Source organism: Halomonas sp. A40-4 (genome assembly GCF_015767635.1).
GTDB classification, from domain to species: Bacteria; Pseudomonadota; Gammaproteobacteria; order Pseudomonadales; family Halomonadaceae; genus Vreelandella; species Vreelandella janggokensis.
Map to the genome: position 1 here is coordinate 719,791 of NZ_CP065230.1, position 18,487 is coordinate 738,277.

The window sequence follows — 18,487 nt, forward strand, 5'->3', positions numbered from 1 at the left end:
CGTCAGCATGTTCCCATCGTCCCACGAAGCCACCCCCCGCGAGGTGGCTATCCAATTGCTGGCGAGGCGCGAATACTCGCGTACCGAGCTGGCGCGAAAGCTGGAACAGAAGACGTTTGCTGCTGAGGATATCGACGCCTGCCTGGACGCCCTGATCGAGCAGGGCCTGCAGTCGGATGAGCGATTTGCCGAAAGCTTCATTCGGTCGCGAGTGAATCGAGGGCAGGGCGTTATTCGCATCAAAGGCGAGTTGCGCCAGCGTGGTGTCGACCAGGAAATTGCCACGGCAGCGTTTGCGAACGTCGAGGAACGCGAAGCCGTCGACTGGTTTGAACTGGCCCGGGACACCCTGGCGCGGCGCTTCTCATCGCCTGGCGCTACCCCTAAAGAACGGGCTAAACGCGAACGTTTTCTGGCGATGCGGGGGTTTGATTTTGACCAGATTCGCTACGCATTAGACTGCTTGTAGACTGCTTTGCCGGGCGATTTAGCCTCCTTTCTGATAGCTCTGCCACTAACTGCGGCTTTAGTCGTTTGACAACTGCGCTATAATGGCGCTTTTGCGACCCCAGCGGGTAGCGGCGACAGCGCCCTGGGGCATCACGCTTTATTGTTACGGATACCCTATGAAGAGCGCAGAGATCAGACAGGCCTTTCTATCCTTCTTCGAAGAACACGGGCACACCATCGTACCCACGAGTTCGCTGGTGCCGGGCAACGACCCGACGCTATTGTTTACCAATGCCGGCATGGTGCCGTTCAAGGACGTTTTTCTGGGTCGAGACCCGCGCCCCTACGTGCGTGCCACCTCGGCGCAGCGTTGTGTTCGTGCGGGTGGCAAGCACAACGACCTGGATAACGTCGGCTATACCGCGCGCCACCACACCTTCTTTGAAATGCTGGGCAACTTCAGCTTTGGTGACTACTTCAAGCGTGATGCCATTCGTTTCGCCTGGACCTTTCTTACCGAGACCCTGGGGTTGCCCAAGGACAAGCTGTGGGTAACGGTACATATCAGCGACGACGAAGCCGAACGCATCTGGAAAGATGAGATCGGTATCGATCCTGAACGTTTTTCCAAGCTCGATGAAGATAACTTCTGGCAGATGGGCGATACCGGCCCCTGTGGCCCCAGTTCCGAAATTTTCTTTGACCACGGTCCCGAGGTCTGGGGTGGCCCGCCGGGAAGCCCGGAAGAGGATGGCGACCGCTACATCGAAATCTGGAACCTGGTGTTCATGCAGTTCGATCGCGACGCCGAAGGAACGCTTAACCCACTGCCCAAGCCGTCCATCGATACCGGCATGGGGTTGGAGCGTGTCGCGGCCGTCATGCAGGGCGTACACTCCAACTATGAAATCGACCTGTTCCAGAACCTGCTCCAGGCCGCTGCAAGCGCCACTGGCTACGCGGATACCACCGCGCCTTCCTTGCGGGTGATAGCCGATCACATCCGTTCCTGCGCGTTCTTGATTGCCGATGACGTACTGCCGTCCAATGAGGGGCGTGGCTATGTACTGCGCCGGATCATTCGTCGAGCGATTCGCCATGGCCACAAACTGGGGGCGACAGAGCCGTTCTTCCACAAGCTGGTGGACGCACTCGATACGGAAATGGGCGATGCCTATCCCGAGCTGCGCGACGCACGCGATCAGATCACCCGTGTCCTGCTCAAGGAAGAAGAGCAGTTTGCCCGGACACTGGACCACGGCATGGGGCTTTTAAGCGCGGCACTCGATAACCTGCAGGGCGACGTATTGCCGGGCGAGACGGTGTTCAAACTCTATGATACGTACGGGTTCCCCTACGATTTGACCGCCGATGTGTGCCGCGAGCGCGAAGTCACGCTGGATGAAGAGGGCTTCCACCGTGAACTGGAAGCCCAGCGCGAGCGTGCCCGCGCGGCCAGCCAGTTTGGCGCCGACTACAGCGCTTCCATCGAACTGGACGGCGAAACCACCTTTACCGGCTACGACCGGCTGGAAGACCAGTCCAGCGTGACCGCTCTGGTGGATACTGAAGGCAATGAATTGGCAGCTCTGCAAGCGGGGCAGAGGGGCGTAGTCGTCCTTGATCGCACGCCCTTTTACGGTGAATCGGGCGGTCAGGTCGGCGATACCGGTTACCTGCATGTCGACGGTGGGCGCTTCCAGGTCACCGACACCCAGAAACAAAGTGGCCACCATCTTCACCAGGGGATCATGGTCGAGGGCACGATGAGTGTCGGGGCCAAGGTGCGCGGCGAGGTGGATGCGAGCCTGCGTAAGGCCACTGTTCGCAACCACTCGGCGACTCACCTGCTGCATCAGGCGCTACGCATGGTGCTGGGCGACCATGTGCAGCAAAAGGGCTCATTGGTTAATGCCGAGCGCCTGCGTTTTGACTTTAGCCACTTCGAGCCCATGACCGCCGAGCAGCTGGCCGAAGTGGAGCGGCTGGTCAACGAACAGATTCTCGCCAACGCGCCGACCAAAATCGAGCAAATGAGCCTGGATCAGGCCAAGGCCAAAGGGGCTGCGGCGTTGTTTGAAGCCAAGTACGCCGACAACGTCCGCGTGCTGACCATCGGTGAAGATGACTTCTCGATTGAACTGTGCGGTGGTACCCACGTGGCGCGCAGCGGCGACATCGGTTGTTGCCATCTGGTCAGCGAAGCAGGCATTGCCTCGGGCGTGCGCCGCATTGAAGCGATTACCGGCGAAAATGCCCTGGCATATTTCCGCGAACAGGAGGCCCGTGTCCAGCGGCTTGGGGAGCGGCTGAAGACCAAGCCTGAGCAGGTTGAAGCGCGCGTCGAAGGGCTGGTCGAACGCAATCGCAGTCTGGAAAAAGAACTTGAGCAACTCAAGGCCAAGCTTGCCAGCGCCGCCGGTAGTGACATGCTCAGCCAGGCGCAGGACGTTAACGGCGTTAAACTGCTGGCGACCCAGCTGGACGGCGTATCAGGTAAAGAGCTGCGCGGCGTACTCGACCAGCTGAAGAACAAGCTGGGCTCGGGGGTGATCATTCTTGGCGTTGCCGATACAGACACTGGCAAGGTCAGCCTGATTGCTGGGGTCACCAAAGACCTCACCGACCGGGTCAAAGCGGGCGAACTGGTTAACCACGTGGCCTCACAGGTCGGGGGCAAAGGTGGTGGGCGCCCTGACATGGCCCAGGCCGGGGGTAGCCAGCCCGATGCCCTCCCCGGTGCGTTGAACAGCGTACCGGCATGGTTGGAAAACACGCTTAGCTAAACAGACAGGCCGGTGGCATTATTTGCTATCGGCTTTTTTCTTCATACATGTCCAAACCACAGGAAAACGGCATATGGCATTATACGTACAGAAGTTCGGCGGCACCTCGGTGGGCTCTGTCGACCGTATCAAGGCCGTGGCGGAAAAGGTCAAAGGTTTCCGCGACCAGGGCCATCAGGTAGTCGTCGTCGTCTCTGCGATGAGCGGGGAGACCAATCGCCTGACCGATATGGCCCAAGCGCTAAACAGCGATCCCGCCCCGCGCGAGATGGACATGCTGTTGTCGACCGGTGAGCAGGTGACGATTTCCCTGTTGGCGATGGCGCTGCAGCAGGCAGGTGTGGCGGCAACGTCGCATACCGGTGCCCAGGTGGGTATCCATACCGACAGTGCCTATACCAAGGCGCGCATCCAGCGCATCGAAACCGAAGACCTGAGAGCCGACCTCGACGCCGGTCAGGTTGTCGTGGTGGCGGGCTTCCAGGGTGTCGATGAAGACGGCAACATCACCACGCTGGGTCGTGGCGGTTCAGATACCACCGGTGTGGCCTTGGCGGCAGCACTGGGCGCCGATGAGTGCCAGATCTACACCGACGTCGACGGCGTGTACACCACCGACCCCCGTGTCTGTTCCAAGGCGCAGCGTCTGGAAAATATTACCGTCGAAGAAATGCTCGAGCTATCAAGCCTGGGCTCAAAAATACTGCAAATTCGCGCGGTCGAATTTGCTGGCAAATACAACGTTCCCCTGCGGGTGCTGTCGAGCTTTGAAGATGGCCCCGGTACCCTAATTGTTGCTGAAGCAGACAAAGACGAGGATTCCATGGAAGAACCGCTGATCTCCGGTATCGCCTTTACCAAAAACGAAGCCAAACTGACCCTTCTCAACACGCCTGATGTGCCGGGTGTAGCCTCACGTATTCTGGGCCCGATTGCCGACGCCAATATTGAAGTCGACATGATCGTTCAAAACGTGGCCCCGGCAGGCGATTACACCGACTTCACGTTTACTGTGGCCAAGGGTGATTACAAGGCCACCAAGAAGCTGCTTGAAGAGACGGTGATTCCAGGCCTGGGCGGCGGTGAATTGCGTGGTGACGACAACATCGCGAAAGTATCGCTGGTGGGTGTCGGTATGCGTTCTCACGCGGGCGTGGCATCGAAAATGTTTCGCGTGCTGGCTGACGAAAACGTTAATATCCGTATGGTGTCGACCTCCGAGATTAAAATTTCGGTAGTGATTGACGAGAAACATATGGAGCTGGCCGTGAATGCCTTGCACAAGGCATTCGGCCTGGATAAGTCAGATATCGAATCTGAATAACATTAACGCCTTATACCTTCTACGCTGAAGGGTACTTGCTGCCGTGTGGTGGTGAGCTTTCTTTCAACGGGAGGTTAAGGTGTCATGGAGCCGGTGCCTTTGGTGGCAGGGGGTACCATGCCGCATAATGGCATGGTACCGCTGCCGGCGGACACATCCCGTTGTATATAACGTCTGAGAAGGAGATCAGCCATGCTCATCCTAACCCGCCGTGTCGGCGAAACCCTGATGATCGGGGATGAAATCACCGTCACCGTACTAGGTGTGAAGGGTAACCAGGTTCGTATCGGCGTCAATGCGCCTAAAGACGTGGCGGTTCATCGTGAAGAGATATACCAGCGTATTCAGCGCGAACGAAGCGGTGAAAGTGAAGCCGAATAAGCGCTGTTTGATGGTGCGATAGTGCCGCGTTTTACGCGTAAGGTAAGGCCGGCGCGAAAAAAATCCGAGCAGGGCTGGACAACTTCCTGCCAAATCGGTAATATTCGCGCCGTGCCGTTAAGGAGAGGTGGCCGAGTGGCTGAAGGCGCTCCCCTGCTAAGGGAGTATAGGGTTTATAGCCCTATCGAGGGTTCGAATCCCTCTCTCTCCGCCAGCCGCACACCAAGGTAAGCGCCCGTAGCTCAGCTGGATAGAGTATCTGACTACGAATCAGAGGGTCGGAGGTTCGAATCCTCCCGGGCGCGCCACCTTTTTAGATGTTGTTTTACCTATATAGCAAACGTGGAATAGCATCCACGCGCCCGTAGCTCAGCTGGATAGAGTATCTGACTACGAATCAGAGGGTCGGAGGTTCGAATCCTCCCGGGCGCGCCAGATTCCAAACCCGTCCTTTTCAAGGGCGGGTTTTCTGCTTTCTAGACAGGCTCAAGTGCCACGCGCTTGAGTCTCGTGCTCGTTTAGCGCCCCACTTCACGGTAGGGCGCTTTTTTTATGCCGGTTCGGCCATCCGGGTTGGCAGCACAAGGCTATCAAGCAGGGTGTCCAGATCGGTAATCCGCTTGACGCGCTGAAAGTGAAGGTTGGCTTCCGCGTTGCCTTGGCGCATCTGTGCAAGCCACTGCTTAACGAGCGATACCACCACTTTCTTCGGCAACTGTTGACGCTGACGATGAGCGTATTGCTTGAGAACGTTGGCGCGCATTGACCAGGTGGTGTCGGCCAGGCGCTCGCCGGTGCTCTGCCAGTGTCGTATCCTGGGCGCCAGCCAGGGATCGGCCAGGGCGCTGCGTCCCAGCATGACATCACGGCATCCTGAGAGCGTGCGCGCTTTCCAGTAATCTTCCAGGGACCAGATATCCCCATTGGCCACCACGGGCAGTGAAACGCGGTGTCGGATCCTGGCGATCCATTCCCAGTGAGCGGGTGGCCGGTAGCCTTCGTCACGGGTACGCCCGTGAACGACGAGCCGTGCGGCGCCGCCGGCTTCAGTGGCCTGGGCGCAGGCAACGGCCAGGCGGCGGTCAGAAAACCCCAGGCGGATTTTTGCCGTCACGGGAATTTCGCCGTCGAGGGCGTTAGCAACCGCTTTCACGGCCTGATAGACGCGCTCGGGCTGGCGCAGCAGCGATGCGCCGCCGTCGTGACGGTTGACGAGCTTGGCCGGGCAGCCGAAATTTAGGTCAATGCTGCGCGCCCCGAGTGACAAGGCCTGGCGGGCATTGGCGGCGAGAGCCACCGGGTCGGCGCCCAGGAGTTGCAGGTGAACAGGAATACCGCTGGGCGTGGCAACCTGGTCGCGGGCGAGTTCAGGACAGTGTTTATAAAACACCCGAGGCGGTAGGCGGGCATCGACGACACGCACAAATTCCGTCACTGTCCAGTCAAACCCGGGCCTGACCGTCAGCAGCTCGCGCGTGACCGCATCAATCACCCCCTCCATGGGGGCTAGTCCGATTTCGCCTTTATGTAGTAAATTAACAACCATGACTTACACCATCGCGCCATTGCATTCTTCAGGGGGTGTGGCAGGTTAGTGTATTCCCAGCATTGCGCCAAGCGTCAATGGGCGGTCGCGTTGATGGTCTTATCCGCTACCAGAAAGGAGAAGCCTTATGCAGGACCCGGAACTATTACAGGAAGGCCTCGGGCTTATGGCGTTAGGTATGGGGTTTGTGTTTGTTTTTCTTGCGATTTTAGTTTTTTTGCTGACCTTGATGTCAGGCATTATCCGGCGTTTTCAGCCTGCTCCCGCGCCGGTTGCGCCCGGTGGCGGGGCCAAGCCTGCACCCCGGGGGAAAGGACAGGACGATGAGACGCTAGCCGTGATTAGTGCTGCAGTGCACCGTTATCGCTCGAAAAGACGTCGTTAACTTTCATCTTTTGTCGGGGCGCTCCGGGCAATCCGCATAATTTTTTGTTATTTTTACTACAAATAAACATTCCTTGACTACGAGCCAAGCCATGAACGAAACAAAAAAACCACTAGGCATTACCGATGTCGTGCTGCGCGACGCCCATCAGTCGCTGTTTGCTACCCGTCTGCGTCTGGCTGACATGCTGCCGATTGCCGAAAAGCTGGATAAAGTCGGCTACTGGTCCCTGGAAACCTGGGGCGGCGCGACGTTCGACGCCTGTATTCGCTACCTGGGCGAAGATCCCTGGGAACGCATTCGGGCCCTCAAGGACGCCATGCCCAATACACCCCAGGCCATGCTGCTGCGCGGCCAGAACCTGCTGGGCTATCGCCATTACGCCGACGATGTGGTGGATAAATTCGTCGAGCGTGCCAAAACCAACGGTGTCGATGTATTTCGCGTCTTTGATGCCATGAACGACCCGCGCAATCTGGAACGCGCCATCAAGGCGGTTCGCCAGGTGGGCGGTCATGCGCAGGGGACTATTTCTTACACGGTTAGTCCGGTCCATACCCTGGATAGCTGGGTTGACCTCGCCAAGACCATCGCGGCCATGGGCGCGGATTCGTTGGCTATCAAGGATATGGCGGGTCTACTCACGCCCTACACCGCGTTTGAGCTGGTCTCGCGCCTCAAGAAAGAGCTGTCGATCCCCGTGCACCTGCACTGCCATGCCACCACGGGGCTTTCCACCTCGACCATTCTCAAGGCGGTCGAAGCGGGCATTGATAACGTCGATACCGCCATTTCGTCGATGTCGATGACCTACGGCCACAGCCCCACCGAATCGGTGGTGGCGATGCTCAAGGATACCGACCGCGATACCGGGCTCGACCTTGAACTGCTGGAAGATATCGCCAGCTACTTCCGCGGCGTGCGCAAGAAGTACGCTGCCTTTGAAGGCTCGCTGCGCGGCATCGACTCGCGGATTCTGATCGCCCAGGTGCCGGGCGGCATGCTGACCAACATGGAAGGCCAGCTCAAGGAGCAGGGGGCGGGCGATAAGCTCGACGATGTGCTCACCGAAATCCCCCGCGTACGCGAAGACCTGGGCTTTATTCCGCTGGTCACGCCGACCTCGCAGATTGTCGGCACCCAGGCCGTCATGAACGTCATGATGGGCGAGCGCTACAAGTCGATTTCCAAGGAAGTCCAGGCGCTGCTCAAGGGCGAATACGGCGCCGCGCCTGCGCCCTTCAACAGTGAGCTGCAGCAACGCGTGCTGGAAGGTGGCGAGCCCATCACCTGCCGCCCGGCGGACAACCTCTCGCCGGAAATGGACAAGCTCGCAAGCGACCTGAAAGATCACGCCCAGGCCGACGGCATTCGCCTGGCCGACGGCGAGCAGCAGGTCGACGACGTGCTGACCTACGCGCTGTTTCCGCAGATTGGTCTCAAATTCCTCAAGAACCGCGACAATCCCGACGCCTTTGAGCCCGAGCCCCAGGCCGCCGAGGCGGAAACGGCCAGCGTCCCTGCCCAGTCAGAAAGCCAGGCACCTGCCGTCAGTGCCGGTCCGGAAACCTACACCGTCAAACTCAACGGCAAGGCGTTTGTCGTGGAAGTCGCTGAAGGCGGCGACATCAGCGATGTGAAAGAGCAGTCCGCGGGCGGTGCCGCTCCGAAGGAAGAAGCACCGGCCCCCAGCGGCGAGGCCATTACCGCGCCGCTCGCTGGCAATATCTTCAAGGTCAATGTGCGCCCGGGCGATACCGTCGAAGCGGGTGACGTGGTGATTATTCTTGAAGCGATGAAAATGGAAACCGAAGTGCGTGCCAGCAGTGCCGGAACCGTTTCGGCTGTTAGCGTCAGTGAAGGCGACAGCGTTGTCGTTGGCGATACGCTGATCGAACTTTAAGGACCCTCCACATGGATAAATTACTGACCCTATGGCAAGGCTCCGGGCTTTATAACCTGGAGTTGGGCCAAGCCGTGATGGTGATGGTGGGCCTGCTGCTGCTTTATCTCGCCATCTACAAGAAGTTTGAGCCACTGTTGCTGGTGCCGATTGGTTTTGGTGGCATTCTCGCCAACATCCCGGAAGCCGGTTTGGCGCTGTCCGCGCTGGATCAGGCGATTGACGTGGGGCGGCCCGTGCTGCTGGAACAGATCGCCTCGGCGCTGGGTGGCAGCCTGGACAGCCAGGCGAATATCGAGAGCTGGCGCACGAGCCTTCAACAGATGATGGCCAATGGCGCATCGGCCGAGCAGCTTGCTACCGCAAAAGCCGTGGCCAAGGGGGCGGGCTATGGCGATGGCTTGCTGTACATGTTTTACACCGTGGCGATTACCTCGGGCATTGCACCGCTGATTATCTTCATGGGCGTTGGCGCCATGACCGACTTTGGGCCGCTGCTGGCCAATCCGAGAACGCTGTTTCTCGGCGCCGCCGCACAGTTCGGCATCTTCGCCACGCTCTTCGGTGCAGTGCTGCTGTCGTCGATGGGCTGGATGGATTTCTCGCTCAACCAGGCAGCCGCCATCGGCATAATCGGCGGGGCGGATGGCCCGACGTCGATCTACGTCTCGAGCATGCTGGCGCCTGAACTACTGGGTGCCATTGCCGTGGCCGCCTACGCCTACATGGCGCTTGTGCCGTTGATCCAGCCGCCGATCATGCGCCTTCTGACCTCAAAGAAAGAGCGCGAGATCACCATGACGCAGCTGCGCCCGGTGTCGAAGCTCGAGAAAATCGTGTTTCCATTGCTGCTGTTGATCCTGGTGGCGTTGTTTCTACCCGATGCGTCGCCGCTGTTGGGGATGTTCTGTTTTGGCAACCTGATGCGCGAATGCGGCGTGGTCGAGCGGTTAAGCGACACGGCGCAAAACTCCCTGATCAATATCGTGACGATCATGCTCGGGCTGGCGGTGGGCTCCAAGCTCATGGCCGATAGCTTCCTGGCGGTGGAAACGCTGGGCATCATGGCGCTGGGGATCGTCGCCTTCGGGATTGGCACCACGGCAGGCGTGCTGATGGCCAAACTGATGAACCTGGTGAGCAAAATGCCGATCAACCCCTTGATTGGCGCGGCAGGCGTTTCGGCGGTGCCCATGGCGGCACGCGTGGCCAACAAGGTGGGGCTGGAGTCCAATCCGCATAACTTCCTGCTGATGCACGCCATGGGGCCGAATGTGGCCGGGGTGATCGGCTCGGCGGTGGCCGCAGGGGTAATGATCAAGTACCTGGGTTAGGCTAAAGCGCCTGGCCCATAGCAAAACGGCCGCCCCTCAAGGGGCGGCCGTTTTTTTGCTTAGGTGTTGATGATCTGCGCGTTAATGGACTGCTTCAGGCGGCTTTCCAGCGGTGTCAAGTCGAGCTCGCAATCACTCGGCCAGCCGATGGTGAGCGCCACTCCCTTTCCGTCATACTCGGCGTTGACCACGGGAATGGCCTGTTCGTCGCACCACCCGCGGGCAACGGATTCGTCGGCGAAGGAAAAGCGCACCCGGTAGTGAATGCGTTGGATGATTTCCCGGGTACCAAGGGTGTCGAGTGCCTTGTTTACCGCTTGGGCATACGCCCGGGCCAGCCCGCCGGTACCCAATTTGGTACCGCCAAAGTAGCGGATGACTACGCAGCCGATTTCGCCCAGCTGACTACCTTGCAGCGAGTGAAACATGGGCCGACCGGCGGTGCCGCCGGGCTCGCCGTCATCGGAAAAGCCAATCTGCTGTTGCTCGCCCGGGGCGCCGGCAATGTAGGCCAGGCAGTGGTGGCTCGCACTGGGGTGTGCCTGTTTGGCGGCCTTTGCCAATGCTTCCACGGCGTCAAGCTCAGGGGTATGGGCTATCCAGGCAATGAAACGGCTCTTCTCGACCTCGATCTCGTCAATATGCCAAGTGCCTGGCGGCAGTTGGGGGACGCGATAGCGCATGATTATCCCGGCAATTTAGTGTGTCACGGGATGATGCTCAATTCCCATGAACATGCCAAGTACCTGAATATCGCGATTATGCAAAAACACTTCGGGGTGCCGGGCATCATCCAGCCACAGGCGTACGCCCGCCCGGCTGATGGATAGCTGCTTGAGGGCGAGGCTTTGCTGATTGATTTCGGCGATAACCGTCTCGCCCTGACTGTCGTCCTGATAGCGCCGAATCACGATGACGTCGCCATCGAACAGGTTGCAATCGGCCATCCGGTTGCCGCGTACCTTCAGCGTATAGGTGTTACGGCGAGTCATTCGCGCTGCTGCCGACGGGATTGAACAGGGGGGTGGCGTCGGGCGAGTCGTCGGTATTGCGGCGTTCATCGACATGTTCATCGGCTTTCTCCAAATCAGCGCCCGGTCCCTAGGCAAGATCTATCGGTAGACACGATACGGTTGTTAGGTTTTTACATGTTCTTTCATACAGTGTTTGTCCAGTATAAACCTGTTTTTGCATACAGTGCCAGAAATAATTATCCAGTGGTTTGGCAAACCGACCTATGCGAGCGTCGAAGACCGGCGCGACTAGCGGGGAAATGGCTTTGAGTGTAGAGTTCAAGACAGTATTTGATTGCGTGGGGTGGCATGTGTCGCTGAGTTTGCAAGGCCGTCAATTGGGTTGTGAGCGCGATGGCCGCTGGCTCTTTGAGGGGCTGGATATTGACGTCAATCGCGGCGATATATGGCATGTAGCCGGCCCCAATGGCAGTGGCAAGACCACGCTGTTAAAAGTGCTGGCGGGGCAATTCAATGACTATTGCGGGTCGCTCCACTGGCAGGGCAAGCCGCTTGGTCAGGGGCGTGAACATTTTGCCGCCAACATGCTTTATCTGGGGCATTCGCCGGGCGTGAGCGCGGGCCTGACGCCGCTGGAAAACCTGGCCTGGTACCAGGCGTTGCACGATGAATGTAGCGACGAGGTACAGCGCGAAGCCGCCCTTGCGACCATGGGGCTTGAAGGCTTTGAAGATGTTCCGGTGGGGCATTTATCAGCAGGCCAGCAACGCCGCGTGGCGCTGGCAAGGCTGAATCTCACTCCGCGTGTGCTATGGATACTGGATGAGCCCTTTACGGCCATCGATCAGGCGGGCGTCGAGGCGCTGGAGGCGCAGCTGGTCGCCCATGCCAGGGCTGGTGGGGCCGTGGTGATGACGACCCATCACGTACTCGAGATTGACCATCCACTGCGTCATGTTGCGTTGGGCTAAGGAGCCAGAGTTGCCGCCTTCAGAAACCACAGAGCGCGTTGCGGTCCTGGCCGAGCCGACATCCAGGCGCCTGGGCGTCGCCTTTGGCGCTACCCTGGTGCGTGATCTCAATCGCGTTCGCCGTCGGCGCGGTGACGTGCTGAACCCGTTGGTCTTCTATGCCTTGACGGTTAGCTTATTTCCCATCGGTATTTCACCCGAGGCAGAGCTGCTGGCTGTCATGGCGCCGGGGCTTTTATGGGTCACGGCGCTGCTCGCCACACTGTTGTCGCTGGATGGACTTTTTCGCAGTGATTTCGATGACGGCAGCCTGGAGCAGATGATGCTTTCCCCTCAGCCGCTTGCGGCGCTGAGTGTCGCCAAAGTGGCTGCCCATTGGCTAGTTACCGGTTTGCCGCTGGCGCTCATGGCGCCGCTGCTGGGTATCATGCTGGCACTGCCTTTCCAGAGTGTCGGCGTGCTGATGGCATCGTTAGCGCTGGGCAGCGCCAGCTTGAGCCTCATCGGCGGCATTGGCGCGGCATTAACCGTCGATTTGCCCCGGGGTGGCGTGCTACTCTCGCTACTGGTACTGCCGCTGTATATTCCGGTGCTGATTTTTGGCACCGGGGCGGTTCAGGCGGCAATCCAGGGCGATACCGCATTGCCTCACCTGGCGATGCTTGGCGCCTTGCTGGCGGCAGCGCTGATATTTGCTCCCTGGGCCATCGCCGCGTCGCTGCGTATCAGTATTAACGGGTAGGGATGAGCACTGTATGTGGGGCTTGATACATAAGCTGGGGTCGCCAAAGTGGTTTTATTACCGGAGTGCAGCGCTGCAGCCCTGGTGCTGGGGCGTGGCCGCCGCGTTGCTGCTGGTCGGCAGCGTATGGGGGCTCGTCTTTGCCCCCGCCGACTACCAGCAGGGCAACAGCTTCCGCATCATTTATGTCCATGTGCCCGCCGCTTTTTTGGCCCAGTCGGTGTTTGTCGCCATGGCCGTTTCCGGGCTTGTTTTCATGGTCTGGAAAATCAAGATTGCCGATATGGCGGCGACTGCCATGGCCCCGTTGGGGGCGGCCATGACCTTTGTCGCGCTGTTTTCCGGCGCGGTGTGGGGCGTGCCAACCTGGGGAACATGGTGGATATGGGACGCCCGATTGACGTCCATGCTCATTCTTCTGTTTTTATATATAGGGGTGATAGCACTGCGCGGTGCCTTTAGTCGTCGGGATAGCGGTGCGCGGGCGGCATCGGTGCTGGCAATGGTTGGCGTGATCAATATTCCCATCATCAAATACTCGGTGGACTGGTGGTACACCTTGCACCAGCCCGCCTCATTTACCCTGACCTCCCGCCCCGCAATGCCGGTGGAAATGTGGCTGCCGCTGCTGATGATGGTGGTGGGCTTTTACGGCTTCTTTATCGCCCTTACGCTTACCCGTACGCGCAGCGAAATACTCCGTCGCGAAGCCAATACCCGATGGGTGAGAGCGTTGCTTGAGGAGGTTAACTGATGGTGGCCTCGTTGGCTGAATGGGTATCCATGGGTGAGCACGGTGTCTACGTGTGGTCTGCCTGGGGTATCACGGCCTTGTTTATGCTGGGCCTTACGCTCCATGCCCGGCTGGAACGTCGACAATTGCTCAAACATCTCAAGCGGGTAGCGCGCCGCCAAGCCTCACCCCCGCAGCAAAGAGGGCATGACGATGACCCCAAAGCGTAAGCGCAAGCTTTATGTGATTGTCACGCTGGTCAGCCTGGCAGCAGTGGCCGTGGGCCTGACCCTGTATGCGCTGCGGGCCAACATCAATCTGTTTTTTAGCCCCGTACAGATTGCCCAGGGCGAGGCCCCCGTGTCGCGTTCCATCCGTGCGGGGGGCATGGTGAAAGTCGGCTCGGTATCCCGCGATGCCGATAGTTTGAATGTCGAATTTACCGTTACCGATTACGTGGGTGATCTGCACGTTGATTACCAGGGTATCCTGCCCGACCTGTTTCGTGAGGGGCAGGGCGTGGTCGTGGTGGGGGAGCTGCAGGAGGATGGCCGTTTTCGTGCCGATGACGTCTTAGCCCGGCACGACGAGAACTATATGCCGCCCGAGGTCGCACAGGCCCTGGAAGAGGCCGGTTACTCGCCCGCCGATTTTCAGGCCAGGGCCGCCGAGGTGAGGCAGCCGCGCGAGGACGATACGTGATGCCCCGCTACCTCGCCATCGTTCGTCGTGTTCAGCCGGAGTCCCCATGCTGACCCGAATATTGCCCGAAATAGGTCATTTCGCCTTGATCGTTGCCCTACTGATGGCGGTTGTGCAGTCAATACTGCCATTGGCCGGGGCCGCAACGCGGCGTCCCTTGTGGATGGCCTACGGGCAGCCCATGGCCACCGGCCAGTTCCTGTTTGTGCTGCTGGCCTACGTTTGCTTGACGGCCAGTTACGCGATGGACGACTTCAGCGTGGTGAATGTCGCCAACAACTCCAATTCACTGTTGCCCTGGTATTACAAGCTCAGCGCCGTATGGGGCAACCATGAAGGCTCGGTGCTGCTGTGGAGCCTGATGCTGGCGGGCTGGGGATGCGTTGCCGGCTGGTGGTCGCGGCGCCTGCCCCGCGACATGCTTGCCCGTGTGCTCGGTGTCCTGGGGCTGATCAGCGCCGGTTTCCTGTTGTTTATCCTGTTGACCTCCAATCCCTTCGAGCGGCATCTGCCTGACATCCCCGCCGATGGCGCAGACCTTAACCCCTTGCTGCAGGATATCGGGCTGATCATTCACCCACCCATGCTGTATATGGGCTATGTCGGGTTTTCGGTGGTGTTCGCCTTTGCCATTGCCGCCTTGTTGGGAGGGCGGCTGGATGCCGCCTGGACCCGCTGGGCAAGGCCCTGGACCAACGCCGCCTGGGCGTTTCTGACGGTCGGGATTGCGCTGGGTAGCTGGTGGGCCTATTACGAACTGGGCTGGGGCGGCTGGTGGTTCTGGGACCCGGTGGAAAACGCCTCGCTGCTGCCATGGCTCACCGGTACGGCCCTGATTCACTCGCTGGCGGTCACCGAAAAACGCGGCTCCTTCAAGAGCTGGACGGTCTTGCTGGCGATTGCCACCTTTTCGCTTTCGCTGATGGGCACCTTCCTGGTCCGCTCCGGCGTGCTGACCTCGGTACACGCCTTTGCCAACGACCCATCAAGGGGACTGTTTATCCTGGTGCTGCTGGCTATCACCGTCACGCTTTCCCTGGTCGTGTTTGCGCTGCGAGCACCGCGCGTCAGCCATACGGTGGGTTTTAACTGGTTGTCCCGGGATGCCCTGCTGCTGATCAATAACGGGTTGCTGGTGACCGCGACGATGACGGTGCTGCTGGGCACCCTGTACCCGTTGATCCTGGATTCGCTGGGGCTGGGTAAGATCAGCGTGGGGCCGCCTTATTTCAATGCACTGTTTGTACCGCTGACCGTGATCGCCTGCCTGTTCATGGGCCTGGGGCCGATGGCGCACTGGAAATCGACGTCGCCTGGCAAACTGGTGCGCAGGTTGTGGCTGGCCGGGTTGGTCGCGCTGGGTCTGGGGGCACTGGTGCCGCTGGTGTATCGCGGCGAATGGAACCTCTGGGTGACCTTGGGGTTGTCAACGGCGCTGTGGATAGGGCTGTCATTGAGCCGTGACCTGTTCGACAAAGTGCGTCATCGGCACTCGATATGGAAAGGGCTGCGCAGCCTGTCGTTAGCTTATTGGGGAATGGTGCTGGGCCATCTGGGGGTGGCGGTGACGATTGTCGGTGCCACGGTGGTCAGCCATTATGCGGTGGAGCGCAACGTGCGCATGTCGCCGGATACCAGCGTCGAGGTGGCAGGCTATCACTTTACCATGACCGAGCTTTTTGACCGGCGCGGTGCCAACTTTATGGCCGATACCGCTGTTATTGAGGTACAGCGCGGTGACAGTCGCCGCCGTTTCGAGATGCAGCCAGAAAAGCGGCTGTATCTGGCGACGGGCATGCCCATGACCCAGGTGGCGCTTAGCCCGGGCCTCTTTCGTGATCTTTACGTGGCCATGGGCGAAGAGCTGGACGACGGCAGTTGGGCGATGCGTATCCAGTACAAACCCTTTGTGCGCTGGCTATGGCTCGGCGGTTTGCTGATGGCGCTGGGCGGTGTGCTGGCGGTGTTCGACAAGCGCTATCGTAAGACGCGCCCGGCAAGATTGGTCCAGGAGGGGCAGGCATGAAACGACGCTGGCTTTTGTTTCTGTTACCCGTTGCGTTTTTAGGTCTCGCGCTGTTTTTCTTTGAGCGCTTGTCCCAGGACCCCGCCGATCGTGACTCGGCGCTGATGGCCCGCGACTTCCCCGCCTTTGAGGCCACGACGCTGGAAGATGAGCAGCAGCGGGTCGATCAATCGTTGCTCCAAGGCCAACTGACACTGGTCAATGTGTGGGGAGAGTGGTGTGCCGCCTGTCGCCAGGAAATGCCCCAGTTGCTTGACCTGGCTGATCGGGGCATCCGACTGGTGGGGGTTAACTACCGGGATACCCGTGAGAATGGCCTGGCGTTTCTGGACGAGTTTGGTGATCCTTTTGCGGCCAACATTTTTGATCCTGAAGGTGAACTCGGCTTTGAGCTTGGCGTCATTGGCGCGCCGGAAACCTTTGTGGTCGATGCGCAAGGTGTCATTCGCTATCACCATAAAGGCTATGTATCACCCGAGGATGTTCGCAACCGTCTTCTGCCGGAGGTGGAGAAATGGCGCTGATTCGCGGCTTAGGCCTGGTGGTGGTGCTGCTATGCGCGCTACCGGCGTGGTCGGCCGGTATCGAGCTGCGCGACTTTGACGACCCGGTAACGGAGCAGCGCTATCGCGACCTAACGGCTTCGATGCGCTGCCCACTGTGTGAAAACCAGGCAATCGATGATTCCGATGCGCCCATTTCGGCGGACATGCGGGAACGGGTGTATCAGTTGCTTGACGAGGGCAAATCGGATACGGAAATCATCCAGCACATGGTGCAGCGGTTTGGCGACTACATTCTCTATAACCCGCGTTTGGAACAGCGTACCTACTTGCTGTGGGGCTTGCCGGTCGGGCTGCTGGTAGTGGTAGGCGTTGTGGTGGCATGGATCGTCAGGTCTCGTCGCCACGCCTCGGCGAAGGCCCTTAGCCCTGACGAACAGGCGCGACTGGATGCCCTTATCGAGCGTAAGGAGTCGTCGTGACCCTGCTCTGGATCGCTCTTGCCTGCGTATTGCTGCCCGCGCTCTGGCTGTTGGTGTTGCCGTTGCGCACGGCGCGCCGGTGGCGCGACGAGCAAATGGCCTTTGAGCAGCATGAAAGCGCCGCTGAACAAAATGTCGCCATCTTTCGGCGGCGTCTCGCGGCGCTTGAAAACGCCCACGCCGACGGCAAAGTCGACGCAGCGCAATTGGCGGAAGAACGTCTTGAACTGGAACGCAGTCTGCTGGACGATACCGCCACCTTGCAGCGTCGGCCGCTCAAGCCTTATGTATCGGGGCGTTGGATCGTGCCACTGGTGATGCTCGCGCTGGGGGCGGGCAGCGTGGTGTGGTACCAGCAGCAGGGCGCTGAAGACGATCTTGTGCTGTGGGCCATTGGCCAGGAGGTTCGCGAACATCCGGAGGGCTCGCGGGAGATGTATATAGAACGGCTTGAAGCCCAGACGTCCCGGCAGCCGACCAACCCCAACCTGTGGAGCACACTGTTCCCGCTTTATCGGGAAACCGGCCAAGCGGATAACGCCGTGACAGCGCTTGAGCGCTTGATCGCCCTCGAAGGGCGCTTGCCATCGCTGTTAGCCCAGCTCGCGCAGCTGCGCTTTTTCATGGCCGGGCGAGAACTCACCGACGAGGTGCAGGGGCTTGTGGACGAAGTGCTGGCGGAAGATCCCCGTCAGCCCACTGCCTTGGGTATACTCGGCATTCACGCCTTCGACGCTGGCGATTATGCGCAGGCAATCGACCGCTGGCGGCGCGCCGTGGCCAATGTTGAGAATCCCGATATCGCCGCGTCGCTGCGCGAGGGAATTCAGGTGGCGCAATCGCGCCTGGGAGAAGAAGGCCGTCAAGTCACGCAGGCAGACGGCCCGGGGGTGCGGGTCAGCGTGTCGCTCGATCCCGATCTGGCAAGTCAGGTTGACGGTGATGATAAAGTCTTTATCGTTGCGCGCGATGTAGACGGCGAACAGCCGCCACTGGCGGTGGTTCAGGGCCTGGTGTCAGAACTGCCAATGACCGTCGTGCTGGACGACCGCGCGGCCATGACGGCTGACGCGCAGATATCGCAAGCGCGTGAGGTTCGTCTGATGGTGCGTGTTTCGCCAATCGGCCAGGCTGCTCCTCAGGCGGGGGATTTATGGGGCTCTGTCGACCGGGTCGACGTTGGCCCGATTAACGCACGAGAGACTATCAGGGTGACCATTGATCGTGTTTTTGAATAATCTCAAC

At 59.6% G+C, this 18,487-nt stretch carries 19 protein-coding genes and 3 tRNA genes; 19 read left to right on the forward strand and 3 right to left on the reverse strand.

The annotated features are described in order from the left end of the window. Nucleotides 1-7: 7 nt before the first annotated feature. From IT895_RS03445 to IT895_RS03475, 7 genes are all read left to right on the forward strand, one after another. A complete protein-coding gene (locus tag IT895_RS03445) occupies nt 8-469 on the forward strand; it encodes a regulatory protein RecX (protein ID WP_199284697.1) in 462 nt (153 codons plus the stop codon). Between the two features lie 157 nt (nt 470-626). After that, nucleotides 627-3,236: an alanine--tRNA ligase gene (gene alaS / locus IT895_RS03450; protein ID WP_199284698.1), complete on the forward strand. Its 2,610-nt coding sequence runs from the start codon at nt 627-629 to the stop codon at nt 3,234-3,236. Between the two features lie 73 nt (nt 3,237-3,309). Continuing rightward, the gene (locus IT895_RS03455) at nt 3,310-4,560 is read left to right on the forward strand and encodes an aspartate kinase (RefSeq protein ID WP_085918905.1); all 1,251 of its coding nucleotides are present in this window, start codon (nt 3,310-3,312) and stop codon (nt 4,558-4,560) included. A gap of 192 nt (nt 4,561-4,752) precedes the next feature. Next, entirely contained in the window at nt 4,753-4,941 is a 189-nt protein-coding gene (gene csrA, locus IT895_RS03460; protein ID WP_066321318.1) for a carbon storage regulator CsrA, read from the forward strand. Nucleotides 4,942-5,062: 121 nt separating this feature from the next. Continuing rightward, nucleotides 5,063-5,155 (forward strand) — tRNA-Ser (locus tag IT895_RS03465). A 17-nt stretch (nt 5,156-5,172) separates the two neighbouring features. Then, nucleotides 5,173-5,249: transfer RNA gene (locus tag IT895_RS03470), tRNA-Arg, on the forward strand. Nucleotides 5,250-5,299: 50 nt separating this feature from the next. After that, nucleotides 5,300-5,376 (forward strand) — tRNA-Arg (locus IT895_RS03475). A gap of 115 nt (nt 5,377-5,491) precedes the next feature. Here the strand turns inward: IT895_RS03475 and IT895_RS03480 are convergent. Continuing rightward, complete coding sequence (locus IT895_RS03480; RefSeq protein WP_199285398.1) at nt 5,492-6,442, reverse strand: tRNA dihydrouridine synthase; 951 nt, start codon at nt 6,440-6,442, stop codon at nt 5,492-5,494. Between the two features lie 172 nt (nt 6,443-6,614). On the opposite strand from IT895_RS03480, the gene IT895_RS03485 reads away from it, so the two are divergent. From IT895_RS03485 to IT895_RS03495, 3 genes are all read left to right on the forward strand, one after another. Next, nucleotides 6,615-6,872, forward strand: coding sequence for an OadG family protein (locus IT895_RS03485; RefSeq protein WP_066321319.1), 258 nt, complete (start codon nt 6,615-6,617; stop codon nt 6,870-6,872). Between the two features lie 91 nt (nt 6,873-6,963). Further along, the gene (gene oadA / locus IT895_RS03490; RefSeq protein WP_199284699.1) at nt 6,964-8,775 is read left to right on the forward strand and encodes a sodium-extruding oxaloacetate decarboxylase subunit alpha; all 1,812 of its coding nucleotides are present in this window, start codon (nt 6,964-6,966) and stop codon (nt 8,773-8,775) included. Nucleotides 8,776-8,786: 11 nt separating this feature from the next. Then, entirely contained in the window at nt 8,787-10,109 is a 1,323-nt protein-coding gene (locus IT895_RS03495; RefSeq protein ID WP_066321323.1) for a sodium ion-translocating decarboxylase subunit beta, read from the forward strand. Between the two features lie 59 nt (nt 10,110-10,168). On the opposite strand, the gene IT895_RS03500 is transcribed toward IT895_RS03495, so the two are convergent. Both IT895_RS03500 and IT895_RS03505 read right to left on the reverse strand, forming a co-directional pair. Continuing rightward, on the reverse strand, nt 10,169-10,792 hold the full coding sequence (locus tag IT895_RS03500; protein ID WP_199284700.1) for an IMPACT family protein: 624 nt from the start codon (nt 10,790-10,792) through the stop codon (nt 10,169-10,171). Nucleotides 10,793-10,807: 15 nt separating this feature from the next. Continuing rightward, nucleotides 10,808-11,101 (reverse strand): LexA family protein, encoded by a 294-nt coding sequence (locus tag IT895_RS03505; protein ID WP_085918900.1) that lies wholly within the window; start codon nt 11,099-11,101, stop codon nt 10,808-10,810. A 332-nt stretch (nt 11,102-11,433) separates the two neighbouring features. Here IT895_RS03505 and ccmA point away from each other — a divergent pair, with 332 nt between their 5' ends. Genes ccmA through ccmI form a run of 9 tightly spaced genes read left to right on the forward strand, consistent with a single transcriptional unit; the run spans nt 11,434 to nt 18,480 of the window. Continuing rightward, the gene (gene ccmA / locus IT895_RS03510) at nt 11,434-12,054 is read left to right on the forward strand and encodes a cytochrome c biogenesis heme-transporting ATPase CcmA (protein ID WP_199284701.1); all 621 of its coding nucleotides are present in this window, start codon (nt 11,434-11,436) and stop codon (nt 12,052-12,054) included. Nucleotides 12,055-12,064: 10 nt separating this feature from the next. Then, entirely contained in the window at nt 12,065-12,796 is a 732-nt protein-coding gene (gene ccmB, locus IT895_RS03515; protein WP_233337344.1) for a heme exporter protein CcmB, read from the forward strand. A 13-nt stretch (nt 12,797-12,809) separates the two neighbouring features. Continuing rightward, a complete protein-coding gene (locus IT895_RS03520; protein ID WP_199284703.1) occupies nt 12,810-13,550 on the forward strand; it encodes a heme ABC transporter permease in 741 nt (246 codons plus the stop codon). After that, complete coding sequence (gene ccmD / locus IT895_RS03525) at nt 13,550-13,759, forward strand: heme exporter protein CcmD (protein ID WP_309782254.1); 210 nt, start codon at nt 13,550-13,552, stop codon at nt 13,757-13,759. Before IT895_RS03520 ends, ccmD begins: the two co-directional genes overlap by 1 nt. Further along, nucleotides 13,743-14,231 (forward strand): cytochrome c maturation protein CcmE, encoded by a 489-nt coding sequence (gene ccmE, locus IT895_RS03530; protein ID WP_085918139.1) that lies wholly within the window; start codon nt 13,743-13,745, stop codon nt 14,229-14,231. The genes ccmD and ccmE overlap by 17 nt, the downstream gene beginning before the upstream one ends. Before the next feature lie 46 nt (nt 14,232-14,277). Continuing rightward, complete coding sequence (locus IT895_RS03535; protein WP_199284704.1) at nt 14,278-16,257, forward strand: heme lyase CcmF/NrfE family subunit; 1,980 nt, start codon at nt 14,278-14,280, stop codon at nt 16,255-16,257. Beyond that, nucleotides 16,254-16,781 carry a DsbE family thiol:disulfide interchange protein gene (locus tag IT895_RS03540; protein WP_199284705.1) on the forward strand — a complete coding sequence of 176 codons (528 nt, stop codon included), beginning with the start codon at nt 16,254-16,256 and terminating at the stop codon, nt 16,779-16,781. The genes IT895_RS03535 and IT895_RS03540 overlap by 4 nt, the downstream gene beginning before the upstream one ends. Next, nucleotides 16,772-17,242, forward strand: a complete 471-nt coding sequence (locus tag IT895_RS03545; protein WP_199284706.1) for a cytochrome c-type biogenesis protein — start codon at nt 16,772-16,774, stop codon at nt 17,240-17,242. The genes IT895_RS03540 and IT895_RS03545 overlap by 10 nt, the downstream gene beginning before the upstream one ends. Beyond that, a complete protein-coding gene (gene ccmI, locus IT895_RS03550) occupies nt 17,239-18,480 on the forward strand; it encodes a c-type cytochrome biogenesis protein CcmI (RefSeq protein ID WP_199284707.1) in 1,242 nt (413 codons plus the stop codon). The genes IT895_RS03545 and ccmI overlap by 4 nt, the downstream gene beginning before the upstream one ends. The last annotated feature ends 7 nt before the right edge of the window (nt 18,481-18,487 follow it).

Bases quoted from the DNA above. Each gene is read 5' to 3' on its own strand.
- IT895_RS03485 (WP_066321319.1), top strand. From the start codon at position 6,615: ATGCAGGACCCGGAACTATTACAGGAAGGCCTCGGGCTTATGGCGTTA.
- IT895_RS03455 (WP_085918905.1), top strand. From the start codon at position 3,310: ATGGCATTATACGTACAGAAGTTCGGCGGCACCTCGGTGGGCTCTGTC.
- IT895_RS03535 (WP_199284704.1), top strand. From the start codon at position 14,278: ATGCTGACCCGAATATTGCCCGAAATAGGTCATTTCGCCTTGATCGTT.
- IT895_RS03545 (WP_199284706.1), top strand. From the start codon at position 16,772: ATGGCGCTGATTCGCGGCTTAGGCCTGGTGGTGGTGCTGCTATGCGCG.
- oadA (WP_199284699.1), top strand. From the start codon at position 6,964: ATGAACGAAACAAAAAAACCACTAGGCATTACCGATGTCGTGCTGCGC.
- alaS (WP_199284698.1), top strand. From the start codon at position 627: ATGAAGAGCGCAGAGATCAGACAGGCCTTTCTATCCTTCTTCGAAGAA.
- ccmE (WP_085918139.1), top strand. From the start codon at position 13,743: ATGACCCCAAAGCGTAAGCGCAAGCTTTATGTGATTGTCACGCTGGTC.
- IT895_RS03480 (WP_199285398.1), bottom strand. From the start codon at position 6,442: ATGGAGGGGGTGATTGATGCGGTCACGCGCGAGCTGCTGACGGTCAGG.
- IT895_RS03520 (WP_199284703.1), top strand. From the start codon at position 12,810: ATGTGGGGCTTGATACATAAGCTGGGGTCGCCAAAGTGGTTTTATTAC.
- IT895_RS03505 (WP_085918900.1), bottom strand. From the start codon at position 11,101: ATGACTCGCCGTAACACCTATACGCTGAAGGTACGCGGCAACCGGATG.
- IT895_RS03445 (WP_199284697.1), top strand. From the start codon at position 8: ATGTTCCCATCGTCCCACGAAGCCACCCCCCGCGAGGTGGCTATCCAA.
- ccmD (WP_309782254.1), top strand. From the start codon at position 13,550: ATGGTGGCCTCGTTGGCTGAATGGGTATCCATGGGTGAGCACGGTGTC.
- csrA (WP_066321318.1), top strand. From the start codon at position 4,753: ATGCTCATCCTAACCCGCCGTGTCGGCGAAACCCTGATGATCGGGGAT.
- IT895_RS03495 (WP_066321323.1), top strand. From the start codon at position 8,787: ATGGATAAATTACTGACCCTATGGCAAGGCTCCGGGCTTTATAACCTG.
- IT895_RS03500 (WP_199284700.1), bottom strand. From the start codon at position 10,792: ATGCGCTATCGCGTCCCCCAACTGCCGCCAGGCACTTGGCATATTGAC.
- IT895_RS03540 (WP_199284705.1), top strand. From the start codon at position 16,254: ATGAAACGACGCTGGCTTTTGTTTCTGTTACCCGTTGCGTTTTTAGGT.